The organism is Myroides sp. 1354 (assembly GCF_030324495.1).
Lineage (GTDB): Bacteria > Bacteroidota > Bacteroidia > Flavobacteriales > Flavobacteriaceae > Flavobacterium.
In genome coordinates, this window is sequence record NZ_JACAGN010000026.1 from 13,432 (window position 1) to 27,019 (window position 13,588).

Annotated in this window: 11 protein-coding genes, 2 tRNA genes and 1 riboswitch; of the genes, 10 read left to right on the forward strand and 3 right to left on the reverse strand. The window is 35.1% G+C overall.

Annotated features, from left to right (window positions below):
- Window positions 1-138: 138 nt before the first annotated feature.
- Together HX004_RS17075 and HX004_RS17080 are read right to left on the reverse strand one after the other, a co-directional pair.
- Window positions 139-213 (reverse strand) — tRNA-Pro (locus tag HX004_RS17075).
- A gap of 6 nt (window positions 214-219) precedes the next feature.
- A tRNA-Ser gene (locus tag HX004_RS17080) sits at window positions 220-303 on the reverse strand.
- Window positions 304-619: 316 nt separating this feature from the next.
- Here HX004_RS17080 and HX004_RS17085 point away from each other — a divergent pair.
- The gene (locus HX004_RS17085; protein WP_286443987.1) at window positions 620-1,156 is read left to right on the forward strand and encodes a GNAT family N-acetyltransferase; all 537 of its coding nucleotides are present in this window, start codon (window positions 620-622) and stop codon (window positions 1,154-1,156) included.
- 93 nt (window positions 1,157-1,249) lie between these two features.
- Window positions 1,250-2,299: a GNAT family N-acetyltransferase gene (locus tag HX004_RS17090; protein WP_286443988.1), complete on the forward strand. Its 1,050-nt coding sequence runs from the start codon at window positions 1,250-1,252 to the stop codon at window positions 2,297-2,299.
- Between the two features lie 126 nt (window positions 2,300-2,425).
- Here the strand turns inward: HX004_RS17090 and HX004_RS17095 are convergent, their stop codons facing one another.
- The gene (locus HX004_RS17095; RefSeq protein ID WP_286443990.1) at window positions 2,426-2,920 is read right to left on the reverse strand and encodes a hypothetical protein; all 495 of its coding nucleotides are present in this window, start codon (window positions 2,918-2,920) and stop codon (window positions 2,426-2,428) included.
- Window positions 2,921-3,057: 137 nt separating this feature from the next.
- A riboswitch (SAM-I-IV-variant riboswitch) is annotated at window positions 3,058-3,163 on the forward strand.
- Between the two features lie 85 nt (window positions 3,164-3,248).
- Here HX004_RS17095 and HX004_RS17100 point away from each other — a divergent pair.
- The 8 genes from HX004_RS17100 to HX004_RS17135 all read left to right on the forward strand — a co-directional run bounded on the left by HX004_RS17100 (window position 3,249) and on the right by HX004_RS17135 (window position 13,448).
- A complete protein-coding gene (locus HX004_RS17100) occupies window positions 3,249-4,541 on the forward strand; it encodes a Na+/H+ antiporter NhaC family protein (RefSeq protein WP_286443992.1) in 1,293 nt (430 codons plus the stop codon).
- Between the two features lie 64 nt (window positions 4,542-4,605).
- The gene (gene fabG / locus HX004_RS17105; RefSeq protein ID WP_286443994.1) at window positions 4,606-5,352 is read left to right on the forward strand and encodes a 3-oxoacyl-[acyl-carrier-protein] reductase; all 747 of its coding nucleotides are present in this window, start codon (window positions 4,606-4,608) and stop codon (window positions 5,350-5,352) included.
- A gap of 286 nt (window positions 5,353-5,638) precedes the next feature.
- Window positions 5,639-6,418, forward strand: coding sequence for a class I SAM-dependent methyltransferase (locus HX004_RS17110; protein WP_286443996.1), 780 nt, complete (start codon window positions 5,639-5,641; stop codon window positions 6,416-6,418).
- 21 nt (window positions 6,419-6,439) lie between these two features.
- The gene (locus HX004_RS17115; protein ID WP_286443997.1) at window positions 6,440-6,985 is read left to right on the forward strand and encodes a putative glycolipid-binding domain-containing protein; all 546 of its coding nucleotides are present in this window, start codon (window positions 6,440-6,442) and stop codon (window positions 6,983-6,985) included.
- A 424-nt stretch (window positions 6,986-7,409) separates the two neighbouring features.
- A complete protein-coding gene (locus HX004_RS17120; protein ID WP_286443998.1) occupies window positions 7,410-8,933 on the forward strand; it encodes an LbetaH domain-containing protein in 1,524 nt (507 codons plus the stop codon).
- Window positions 8,934-9,451: 518 nt separating this feature from the next.
- A complete protein-coding gene (locus tag HX004_RS17125) occupies window positions 9,452-10,786 on the forward strand; it encodes a hypothetical protein (protein WP_286443999.1) in 1,335 nt (444 codons plus the stop codon).
- Window positions 10,787-10,918: 132 nt separating this feature from the next.
- A complete protein-coding gene (locus tag HX004_RS17130; RefSeq protein WP_286444001.1) occupies window positions 10,919-12,367 on the forward strand; it encodes an LbetaH domain-containing protein in 1,449 nt (482 codons plus the stop codon).
- A 79-nt stretch (window positions 12,368-12,446) separates the two neighbouring features.
- Window positions 12,447-13,448, forward strand: a complete 1,002-nt coding sequence (locus tag HX004_RS17135; RefSeq protein WP_286444004.1) for a hypothetical protein — start codon at window positions 12,447-12,449, stop codon at window positions 13,446-13,448.
- Window positions 13,449-13,588: the final 140 nt, after the last annotated feature.

The following is a 13,588-nucleotide window of genomic DNA, read 5'->3' on the forward strand; positions in this document are numbered from 1 at the left end:
TTTACCTTTTAAAAATAGCTCACCTAATAGCTCACATTTAGATTGATTTACAATGGATTATTATGATATATTTAAAAATAAAAAAATCCGTAAGTAATTGATACTTACGGATTTAGGCACATTCTGATGCCGAAAAAGTCGGGGTGGCAGGATTCGAACCTGCGACCTCCTGGTCCCAAACCAGGCGCGATGACCGGGCTACGCTACACCCCGAAGAAGCGGAGAGACAGGGACTCGAACCCTGGCGACCGTTACCAGTCGACAGATTAGCAATCTGCTCCGTTACCACTCCGGCACCTCTCCTGAAAACTGAGGAATCCCTCATTTTTACTGGAGCAAACATACTATTAGTTTTTATTTTATGCAAATAATTTTAACGTGAAAATAGAAGAAAATATTGCCTTTTTTTTTACTCCATTAAGTATGAGGGGGATATGAAGCAAAAGAAAATGAAAAAAGTTTGAATCAATCGCTCCTCTTTGCGTAGATAGCATATAAAACGCCCTATTTTAAAGGGTAGAAGAGGAGTTAGATTTAAATTATCTCGTATCTTTGTACCAGAAATAAAGATGGAGCGAAGAAAAAATAATAGCTCAAGCTTATATTAATGCAGCAATTTATGAAATTTGATACTACCCTAACGTTCTCAAGCGATCGCTTGAAGTTTATTATTGTAAACGATCAATACGTAGAAGATATTTTTAATGCGTTAACTCCAACTGTGGCTAAATTCTTGCCTTTTATCCCAACGGGTAAAAAAGAAGATACGTATGGCTTTGTTGCCTATAGTTTAGGTCAATTGGAAAAAGAAAAAGACATTACTTTATTGGCAACGGATAAAGAAACAGGTGAATTTATTGGATGTTGTGGAATTCACGATATTTGTGAGGAATCAATTTCAATTGGTCTGTGGTTGAAAGAGAGTGCAAATGGAAAAGGATATGGAACGGAGCTTGTCAAAGCTTTAGAACAATTTGTTTTTGACCATTTAGCTGTAGACTATTTGATTTACAATGTAGAACGAAACAATGCAGGAAGTATCAATATTGCAGAAAAATTAGGTTATGCATACCACAGTAGTTTTGAACGCAAGATTAGCGAAGACAAAGTATTGGATATGTTGCATTACCGCAAAGCGAATCTTGCTAAACAGTAATTTAGAGCAAAGATAAAAAATGAGAAAAGTTCAGTTTGATTCAAAAGAGTTAAATTGAACTTTTTTTGTATAAGAACCTAAAAAATGAACCAAATGTCCTTTTATACCCCAGAAAACCTAACTAATATCTCTTGTTTAAGAGCGTCAGAAAGAGCGTTTTTAACCTTGTTACAAGCGCTTTTACAGGGAGAAACCAATTGGTCGGATGTCTTAGTACAACTAGAGCTTGAAGACGAACTAACGATGGTTCATCCTTGTATCCTTTCTACTGTCTTGAGCGATGTAACACAGGAAGTTAGTTTAATTGAGCGAGAAGTACAGCTGAGAATATTAGCCGTGATGCTACAAAAAATGGGCAAACATTGGAATGCTTATCGCGATATTATAGCACCCAATGCAAAGGAATGGGAAAAGCAATTAATAGAAAATACAACAGGTGAAATTGACCCAAAGGAAATACAAAAACAAGTGTGGTTTTGCTTGCTCAAGTATTTTGAAATAGCACAAGAATCACTAAAAAAAATAACGACTTACAATCTGATTCAGGAAGGCATCAAACAAGAAATTTGTATGATTGTTGCTATGCTAGTACCTCAAGTGCGTAAGCTATTTCCTCAAGATGTTCAATGGAGCAGTGATCGTTTGTATTTTAGAAAGATCCAAGAAGAAGATAAGGTGTTGTTACAAGAATATTTTACACCAGCTGTGGGGAAATATTTAAGTATAGATGCATTGAATCATCCTGTATTGGTACAAGCTTATATTCAACAATCTCAAATTGAAATGTTGGCGGGAACTTGCTTGGTTTTGATGGCTTTTGAACGAGATACAATTGATTTTGTAGGTGCGCTAACCCTGAATGATATGAATCAAGAAACAGTTGAAATAGGGTTGTGGGTGAGAGAAGAGCAGCAGGGGAAAGGTTTTGGAGAGGAGTTATTGAATCAAGCGATCGCAATAATCTGTACTGAAATTTCAACGAAGCAGATTATTTATACCGTTGAAAAAGAAAACCACAAGAGTATTGCTCTCTGTCAGAAAAAAGGATTTCAGTTCGAAAGTGAACTCATTTTAGAACCCACTCCCTTAAAGAATAAGTATAGAGAAATGTTGAGATTTGTCAAACAAGTTGTTGTCGAATAAAACAAGAACGAAAAAGATACAGGAGAAGCTTAGGATCAAAAAGTATTTCTAACTTTTTCGTATGAAAAAAGCGAGGAAACCCTCGCTTTTTTTTATCGTTATAAGAGAAAAGAGAAATCGAATGCATTAGAATTTATAACGCACGGCAATACCTAAGTCAAGGTATAAACCATCGCGATAGGCATTGTTTAAATACAACTCCGGACGTGCATCAATAGCAATCTGCAATGGAATATCTAGATTGTATTCCAATCCCACCGTTCCAGTTAATAGACCAAATGTACCGTCGTCTTTGTAGCGCTTCCCATGGTAGTGATATTTGTAGTCATACGTACCCAATGCCGCACCTGCACCAGCAAACCAATTGAGGTTGCCTTCAATATTCCATACCCATTCGTACAATCCAGTTACCTTAACTGTGTTGTAATCGTTGTTGTCTCTAAATCCTAGATTAATCTCCAAGCGATTGTTGCGCATTAAATCTCTTTGGTATGAAATTTCTGTACCTAATCCAGCATTTGCTCCAAAGCGTAATCCAATGGCATTTTTAGGTCCTTTTTGTGCAAAAGAAGCCGTAGCCACAAGCCCAACTAATCCAATTGAAAGCAGCAATTTTCTCATTTTCTTATTTAATTTTTAGTTTAAGACTGCAAAAATAAGGAATCCCATAGGATTAAAAAAGACTAGACAGGAAATGAATAAAAATTGGAAATATTTATTTTTTGTTGTCAATTTTAGATAAAGGTTTTATATTTGCCTCTTATTATCAGGAATTTTTCTAAAAACAAGTAGAAAAATAGCAACCTGCAACAACAAGCAAGGTGCTGCAAACGATAAGCCAGTAATGGAAAAAATGTTGTGAATACCGTACTTAGGTATGATTTATGTAGTATTTTTTTCGTTCGGGTATACGTTAATACTTGGTTTTAGAACGAAAAAAAAATGAACTATGTCAGAGAATAAATTCTACACCCTTATCCCGTTTTTTGTATTCGTTGCTGTCTTTTTAGGTAGCGGAATAGCATTAGATAATTTTTATCAGTTACCTTCTCCTATAGCAATAAGCTTGGGAATCATTACGGCTTTTATCCTTTTTTATAAAACACCAATCAACGATCGAATCACCGCTTTGATTGAAGGTTGTGGGGATAGTAAAATAGTAACCATGTGTTTGATTTACTTACTAGCGGGTGCCTTTGCTACCATTACTAAGGCTATTGGTGGCGTGGATGCTATGGTGAATATTGGATTGCATTATATTCCCGTTGCCTATTTAGGTGTGGGAATCTTCGTTATCTCCTGCTTTTTATCTCTTTCTATTGGTACCTCTGTGGGTACAATCGTTGCATTAGGACCTATTGTAGTGGGATTGGCAGAGAAAACAAGTAGTTCCATGGGATTGCTTTGTGGTGCTTTATTAGGAGGTGCTATGTTTGGAGATAATCTTTCTATTATTTCCGACACCACCATTACCGCAACACAAACGATGGGCTGTGAGATGAAAGATAAGTTTAAAGCCAATTTCAAAATTGCCATTCCTGCGGCAATACTGACCGTTATTATTTTAATCTTCATGAAAAACGAAACTGCTGATGTAACGTTGGATTTGGATGCACAAGCAAATTATGTTTTATTAATTCCTTATATCTTAACAATTGTGCTAGCCTTAGTGGGAATTCAGGTATTTGTAGCTCTTTTTATAGGAATCCTCTCTGCGGGGATTATTGGTCTAGTTCAGGCTGATTTTGATTTGGTTGGTCTTGCCAATCACACCTATGAGGGGTTTACTTCCATGACAGAAATTTTCTTGTTGTCTATGCTTACAGGAGGTTTAGCCCGTATGATCGAACGCCAAGGGGGGATTGCCTGGATTTTAAAAAGCATGCAAAAGAGAATTCGAACTAGTAAAGGGGCTGTGTTTGGTATTGCTTCTTTAGTGTCTGGTATTGGGGTTTGTATGGCAAATAATACGGTATCCATCTTAGTTGCTGGAAATTTGGCTAATGATGTCGCTACAGAATACAAATTAAATCGCCCTTATGTAGCTTCCGTTTTGGATATTTTTGCTTGTATTATACAAGGAATTTTACCCTACGGAGCCCAAATACTTATTTTACTTAGTTTTACCAATAAGAAATTAGGCTATATGGAGTTGGTTTCTCACGGATATTATTTTGCTTTTCTCTTGATAGTCACCTTGTTTTACATGATATGCTTTAGAAAAGAGGTACAAACTACTTAAAATAGTTCTATCAAATTACAAAATGTTTATATTTGCCCTTTGTCAAAACAAAATTTGAATATACATGAAATTATTAGAAGGAAAGATAGCAATTATTACCGGTGCTACACGTGGAATTGGAAGAGGTGTAGCTTTAGCCTTTGCTGAGCAAGGAGCTCATGTAGCTTTTACTTATAGCTCATCTGTACAAGCAGCAGATGAATTAGTAAGCGAATTAGTAGCTTTAGGCGTTCAAGCAAAAGGATATCAATCAAATGCAGCAGAATATGCAGCAGCAGAACAATTGGTAGAGGAAGTTTTAAATGACTTTGGTAATATTGATATTCTTATTAATAATGCAGGTATTACCAAAGATAATTTGTTAATGCGTATGTCAGAACAAGATTTCGATGCTGTGATTGAAGTAAACTTGAAATCTGTATTTAATATGACAAAAGCAGTACAACGCACCATGTTGAAAAATAGAAAAGGATCTATTATCAATATGAGTTCTGTTGTAGGGGTAAAAGGAAATGCAGGCCAAGCAAATTATGCTGCTTCTAAAGCAGGAGTGATTGGATTCTCAAAATCAATCGCTTTAGAATTAGGATCAAGAAACATTCGTTGTAATGTAGTTGCTCCTGGATTTATTGAAACAGAAATGACAGGAAAATTAGCGGAAGATGTGGTAAAAGGATGGACAGATGCTATTCCTCTAAAACGTGGAGGTAAACCAGAAGATATCGCAAATGCATGTGTTTTCTTAGCATCCGATATGTCGGCGTACATCACAGGACAAGTACTTAATGTTGATGGAGGAATGTTAACCTAGTCCATGTCAATACTAAATAATAAAAAAAAGAGAGTAAAATTAGTTTTACTCTCTTTTTTTTTTGAAGAATGAAAATTTGAAGATAAACAAATAAGTGTTTTATTGATTTTAATCTCAGATTGTGAATAAGTTAGTGGTAATAAACCATCCAAAAAAACAAAAAAATAAATACTATTTTTTGCTATAATTCATAGCAAACCTTAAAAATATTTGATTTGTAAACGAAAAAAGGATAATTTTAAGACTCAGTTGAACTTACTTAACTGAGATTTATTCTTGAAAAAGGTTGAAAGATTTTATTAAACACAATCAGAAAGCATGGGACAACCAAGCAAAAGCAAATGTAGCTTGGTCTCAACCTGTGAGTCGTGAAGTGGTGGAACAAGCAAAAAATGGAGTTTGGGATCTATATGTATTGCCCACACCTATGGAAAAGGAGTGGCTTGGTGAAGTAAATGGAAAAAAGGTACTGTGTTTAGCTTCTGCAGGTGGACAGCAAGGTCCTATCTTAGCTGCTTTGGGTGCGGATGTCCTCGTTTACGATTTATCGGAAGAACAATTGCTAAAAGATCAAATGGTAGCTGATAGAGACGGTTTAAATCTAAGAATCATGCAAGGAGACATGAGAGATTTAAGTGCATTAACTGATGCGAGTTTTGATTTGATTATTCACCCCATCTCCAATTTATATAGCGATGATGTCAATAAGGTTTGGAAAGAATGTTATCGCGTGTTGAAACAGGGAGGAAAATTAATTAGCAGTTTTTATAATCCCATTGTATTTGTTGAAGATCGAGATGTTGAGTTAAAAGAACAAGGATTAATTCGCCCGCGATTTAAAATTCCCTATGCCGATCAGACGCATTTATCTCTCGTAGAATTACAACAAAAGATAGATAGAGGAGAAGCCTTGGTTTTTGGTCATTCACTAAAGGATTTAATAGGAGGGCAAACGAAAGTAGGATTTGCTATTACGGCTTATGAGGAAGCTTGGCAACCGAACCCTCGTTTCACCATTGACACCTATATCCCCACTTTTATTGCAACGAAAAGTATAAAATTGTAAAACTCATAGTCATTGAATTATATGGAAAAAAAACGTACGTGGTTAGGTGTAGATACCATTTCTGTAGAACACTCCACCTGCATTGAAAAAGAAGGTAGTTTTCATTGTAAAGGAGAGCTTGTAGGAAATAAAAACAATCGTATTTATGGAGTGGAATATCAAATTGTAGCCACTTCCAACTGGGAAACGCGCTTTTTTGATATTCGCTGCCAAGAAGGACATCGCTACTATCAATTAAGTGGACATAAATTAAATGAACAATGGATGTTAGATGAACAAGAATATCCCCATTTGAAAGAGTGTTTGGATATTGATATTTCGGTTACTCCTTTTACCAATACCTTGCCTATTAATCGATTAAAATTGAATATTGGAGAATCAAAAACAATTCCTGTTCTCTATATTAATCCATTAGAGGAAAACTTTACATTAGTACAACAAGAATATACCAAATTGGCTGAAAATAAGTATCATTATAAAAATATTTGGAGCGATTTTGAGGCAACTATTACGGTCGACGACCAGGGATTTGTCGTTGAATATCCAGGATTGTTTAAAGTGATATAAAGAAAGATATAAAGGAAAATGCGATGATTTTCTACTGATCAAAAAGAGCTGTAAATTTTACAGCTCTTTTTTTGTTTTATATACCACTTGCTTTGTATGTTTAACATACCTCTTCAATATAAAGCGAGCATTAAAAATGTCGTTGATCAACAAAATTAGAGAAGGATACACTTTATTAAAATAAATGCATAATTGTTAATTATTTTTTTTCAATGATCCCTGCTTTAACTCTTTGGTTTTTAGTTTCATTGTTTTTTCAAATATTTTTATTGTATTCCTATGGAGGACACACAAAAGGAGGATTATACAAATCATGGATTCAATATTTTTTGGACGATTTGATTGTATGGTTTATTGAATCAAGTGTAAAGCCCCGTCAAAATTATTGGAATCAAAAAATGAAAGTTGAAAAAAGGGGATAGAAATGGATAAATACAGAATAACCAAGGAATCCATGGAGTATAATGGCTATATTCTTTGGCGTATAGAATGTTTAAAAACGTCAAAGAAAGGAGGATGGATTGAAAGTGAAGCGAATCTAAGTCAGTTGGGAAAAGCCTGGATTGCTGATAATGCGAAGGTATACGGAAATGCAGTCATCGTTGATAATGCTCAGGTTGGTGGAAATGCAGAAGTATTTGGTGCAGCTCGTATTATGGGAGAAGCAGAAGTTTATGGTCATGCGCTTGTTTCAGATTATGCTATCATATCCGATTCTGCCAAAGTATATGATTATGCTACTATTGAAGATTCTGTCCAAATTTACGGCTATGCCACTATTGCTGGAAAAGCTTCGGTTGCGGCTTATGCAAAAGTATTTGAATATGCTACAGTTGAAGGATTTGCTCAGGTGTATGACAACGTACAAGTATATGGTCATGCCGTAATCAAAGATCGAGCTTACCTTTTTAAAGAAGCTTGTATTAAAGGGTATACCATCGTATCCAATAATGAACGCGTTGGAGAAAATTTGTATAACTGGGAAGATATTAACGCTCTTTCAAAGTTGGAAATTGCAATGGTAAATGGAGCGAAGGCAGCCGAACTCTATGTAAACGGAAGACATCAAATAGCGGTGAAAATTTCCTTAGAAGCCAGAGATAGGCAGAATAATATCCTCAAGATACCCGCTAAGGAGATTTTTGACTATATAGAGTTTGTAGATGAAGAAAATAATTTAATTCAACAAGAAATCACCATTACAGATCAACCGGGTTTATTTGTGTATCCTCAAGAAAGAGAAAATAAACAAAAGGGCGATAAAGTTACTTCAACCGCTGTAATTTATGTTAGTCTAAAAGAGCTTATCAAGAGCTTTAAACTTTGTGTGCGATGTAGAATAAAACAATGGACATGCAATAATGGAATGGAGAAAATTAAAAGAGTGGAGTATACGACAGCAGTAGAATATAATCATGGGCCATGTATTCCAGATTATATTCATATTAAGGTTGTGCCAAAACGACAATTTAACCAAGCCAATCTACGCGTACAAACATTTACAGAAGTAGACGTCAATGGAATACTCAATTCTAAATTGACTAAATACTATGTACAATTAAATCCCAACGATGGTTTGATTATTCGCCATGTATCTTGTATTGGGAAAAAGTGGTTTCACTATAGACAAAAGGGAATTTACAAAGGATGTAGTAGCTCAACAGACCAATCATTTGTTGCGGATGATAGTGCAATTTTTACAGCTAAGTTTGAATTTACATCAAGTAAATACAGAAAAGTAATGTCAAAGAACCATGAAGTAGATGGGGTATGCTTTTGGGTGTATCAGTTGTGGGAAGGGCTCATATGGTCTTATTATGAATGGGGAGGTGAAATGCATTTTTCACTCTATGATCAATATGGCAATGAAGTAAATTTAATTGCACAAGCAGGTGAAGATGAAGAGTTGAGATTTTATGTGCGTCTCGAAGAATTAAATCACGAATAGAGAAGGTATACTTTTTATAAAAAGAAATAAGTGTCCATCAAGCTTGCATTTTTTGCGGGATGTAAATCTACTGTATAGAAGGTGTTAGGTAAACAAGAAAGAGTATTGAGTGTTCTCAATGCTCTTTCTTGTTTGTATGCGTTTTGTGGTTCAATATGTTGGTAAGGATAAACCAAATAGCACGATATCGTTCAAAATGAAAAGAGCTAAAAAAAAGTGTATAACAACAACTGAAGGAAGTATTTACCCTTGTAAATCATTCAAAAATAGAGGGGTATGATAATGTTGTTGTTTTTAAAATTACATTTTATTTAAAAAAGTGTTTTTTGTTTAAATGATTGCTGATTTGAACAGTACTTTAACTTATTTTATTGTTTATTATTTATGAATTGTTCTAGTTTTATGATAAATATTTTTATTTACGATAGTTGTTTTGAGATTTCTGTTAAAATAAAAATAATGTTCAGAGAGCTTATATAGGTTATAAGCTAGTGATTATTCAAAAAAGTAATAAGAGTATGGGAAAGTACAAATTAACAGAGGAGTCTATGGAGTACAAAGGTAGAGTTCTTAGACGTATTGAGGATATTGAAACTCAAGAAAAAGGGGGATGGATTGAGAGTGAAGCTAACCTAAGTCAATCGGGAAAAGCTTGGATTGCAGGAGAAGCAAAAGTATACGAGCAAGCATCGATCTCGGGCAGTGCATATGTGGGTGGGGAAGCAGAAGTCTTTGGTTTTGCGAAAGTCAGCGGAAATGCAACAATTGTAGGAAATGCAAAGGTATATGAAAAAGCCGTTGTACAAGACTATGCAACAGTAGCCGAACAGGCCTCTGTATATGGAAATGCTTGTTTAGAAGGAGCTGAAATCGTTCTAGGAAATGAACATGTTGAAAAGATAATATATACCTGGAACGACATCAATAGAATTGATTCCATCCATCTGTCTATAGGATTTAGTAATAATCCAGAAGAGGTGCTTTATGCCAATGGAAGGCATCAGATTATGATACAAGTAAATATCGTAGCAAGGAATAAGGAAAATCAGATTATCGTTGTTTCGCCTCAAGAGGTTTTTGAAAATATCCTATTTGTGGATTATAAAAATAGTCCTGTAGGAACTTGGTTTGACGTGAGTGATACGGGAGGAGAATATGTCTATCCTGATGGTGGAAGAAAGGATAGAAGAAGTAACACTAGTTTAGGCATTTTTTATCTAAGCACAACAGAAGTGTTAGGTTCTTTAAAACTGTGTGTGAAATGTATTGTTAATCAAAAGGTAAATACTAGCGGTCAGGAAGATGTTAAGCAAGTAGAATATTCTACAGCCTTAATTGGAGGAAATGGTGTGGTGAGCGCGGTTGATTTAACTGTTACTAAGGAACGATTTTTTAATAATTCAGATATCTACATGTCTGAAATAGAGCCAGACAAGAAGGCTGGGGAATATCGAAATTCGCTATTACACAAATTTTACTTTCGATTTTCAGCTCGTGATCTAACGATAACCAAAAAGGCAGTATGCGAAGAAGGTGAATGGTTTTATTATAAACAAAATGGCAATTATAAAGCTTTTGCTACCTCGACAGATAGTAGTGTTGCGCTCAATCCTACTGCTCAATATAAAGCGAGGTTTGTAATTACAGATAAATGGAAGGTAGAATTAATTTCGACCAATCACGAAGAAGTCGGACTGTGTTTTTGGATTTATCGAATCTGGCATGGGGCATTATGGTCGTATAGAACTTGGGAAAATGTAATGCTTTTTTCTCTTTTTGATCAATATGGCAATGAGGCACGTATCCAGGTAAGCATGAATGGCGAAACGAAATTAAACTATACGGTCTTGTAGAGGTAATAGACAATTAGTTGTATCAGTATGTTAATTCATAGTTTGGATGATTATGGAAATCCGATTCAGGTAGCATCGTAAGAAAGCTAAAACAACATATAAGCTTAGTAATAATTCAAATCGTAATAAAGTATGGAAAAATACAGAGTAACAGATGAGTCTATGGAGTACAAAGGTAGAGTTCTTAGGCGTATAGAAGATATTGTAACCCAAGAGAAAGGAGGATGGATAGAAAGTGAGCTGAATTTAAGTCAAGCAGGAAGGTGTATGGTTTGGGATAATGCCAAAGTATATGGCAATGCAAGAATAGCCGATGAGGTAATTGTGAAAGGAAATGCTGAGGTATATGAAGATGCATTGATTTATGGAAGAGCAGTAATTGAAGGAAATGCACAAATATATGCAGAGGCGGAAATTGGTGATGGTGTACAAGTATATGAGGACGCTCAGGTATATGGAAAAGCGAAATTATATGGTGATACAAAAGTATACGGTGATGCAGAAATATTCGGAGAGACTGTCATCAAAGATAATAAGCGTATATATGGGGGCGTAGAAATAGAAGAAAGCAGTCTTGAGACAAGAAATGAATATCATAGTTGGGATGATATCTATTCTTTTGCGACGTTTAACCTATTTATTCAAAGAGGAGAGAGTATGAATACCGCCAATCTATATGCTAATGGTAGGCATCAAGTGCAAATAGAGGTACTACTAGAAGCTAAAGATCGAAATGGACAGTATATTCGAATCGCTCCAGAAGAAATATTTAAAAATGTAAAACTGGTCAATTATAGGAATGAACCTTTTGATGGAGTGTTTGATATTAGTGATGAGCCAGGAGATTATGTAATGCCTTTATTTCGACAGGCAGAACGCGCCTCAATACTTTCATATGGAACGTTTTACATTTCAACAGATAGAAACTTAGGGCCTGTAAATATTTGTATCAGTACGCTAATTCATAGTTTGGATGATTATGGAAATCCGATTCAGGTAGAATATACAACAGCTGAAGTTAATAGACCACCAAATAGTAACGGAAACCCAAGATATGTGACCGTAAATGTTGTACCTAAACGCGTTTTTAACGAATCAAATCTACACTGTATAGAGTATGAAGAAGAAGTTCCTCCTAGTACCAAATTAAAACAGTATTATGTCAATTTTAAGTCAGATAGTGGCGCTCGATTGCATCAAGTTATAATACGCCCAGATTATGTTTTTAGTTTAGTTTTAGTTAAAAAAACAGTTACTAATAGTATCCTTAATACTTATTATCAATTCCTCTATTACTACTACTCAACTACCGATAGTTTGTTTCATGATGATCAGCGTTTGAAATATAAACTAACGCTCAGGCCGAGAAAGAATCAGGAGATCACGATAGAAACTAAAAATCATAGATTACCTGGTGTATGTATTTGGCGTTTTGATTTTAAGTATACAGAATATTGGGCTGACAGTCTCGAAGCTTTTGATTCTACTTTTGAATTTTCAATGTTTGATAGTTATGGTAATGAAGCTAGGGTTCAATGTAAAATACTTAATAATAAGGAATTAGGGTTTGTGGTAATCTAGCGTTTAAGGAAAGTCACCACAACCTACATGTGGTAGTATCATTTTGAATAAATAAAAAATAATTTTAAAAAAAATAAGTATGGCAATTAAATATAGAATTACAGATGAATCCATGAGTTATAACGGACATACACTTTGGCGTATTGTAGAAGAAAGTACTGGAAAAAAAGGAGGATGGATTGAAAAAGAATCCAATCTTAGTCATTATGAAGAGTGTATGGTTTGGGGAGAAGCAAAAGTATATGGCAATGCTAGGGTTAGGGGAGATGCTTTAATTTTGGATTACGCCGAGGTATATGATAGCGCAAACGTATTAGGTCGCGCAAAAATTTCAGGTAATGCTAGAGTTGGTTTAAATAGCTTGATTATAGATTTAGCACAAGTATCTGATTTCGCTAAAGTCATAGGTAATGTTGTGATAAGCGGCGAATCAAGAGTTGAGGAAGAGGCTACTATTTTAGAACAAGCTAGTGTAGGAGGAAATGCTCAAGTATTTGGCAAGGCTCAAATAGCGGGATATGCTTCAATTAAGGATTATGCTAAAATATATGATGAAGCGAATATCGCAGGCTTAATAGCTGTATTTGGCAATGCTGAGGTATATAATAAAGCTTTTGTTATTGGACATGGCCTTATAGGGGGAAATTCCAAAGTATATGGAAATGCTCAATTAGATGGAAGATGTGTATTAGGGCATTTAGCACAAGTATATGGAAATGCTCAATTGGATGGAGCGGTAAATCTATTAGATGAAACCGAAGTTTATGGTAATGCAGTTATTACTGGCGTAGTAGCGCTGCTGAATCAAGCTAAAGTTTTTGAGGACGCTCAAGTCACAGGAGACTTAGTTATGATTATGGGAAATGCTAGTGTACACGGTGAAGCACGTATTTTCGATAATGCAAGTCTATACGAAAATTGCGATGTATACGGCAATGCTACAATTAAAGACTTTGCAAGGGTATATGGTAATGCTAAAGTATATGAACATGCTGTTGTTCAGGATAATGCGCAAGTTTATGGAACTGCTGTTGTCAAAGGAACGACAGTCGTTGCTGGTTCTGAACATATATCTTCTTAACAATGAAATTGTAAAGAAGAAATGTATATGCCATGCGTTGAGATTTTAGAAGTGCCTCAGCCTTAATACAATATGTCTATGAAAGATTTTTTTTCACAAAGCCAGAACTTTATTGGCGCTCAGCAAACGGGTATTGATCC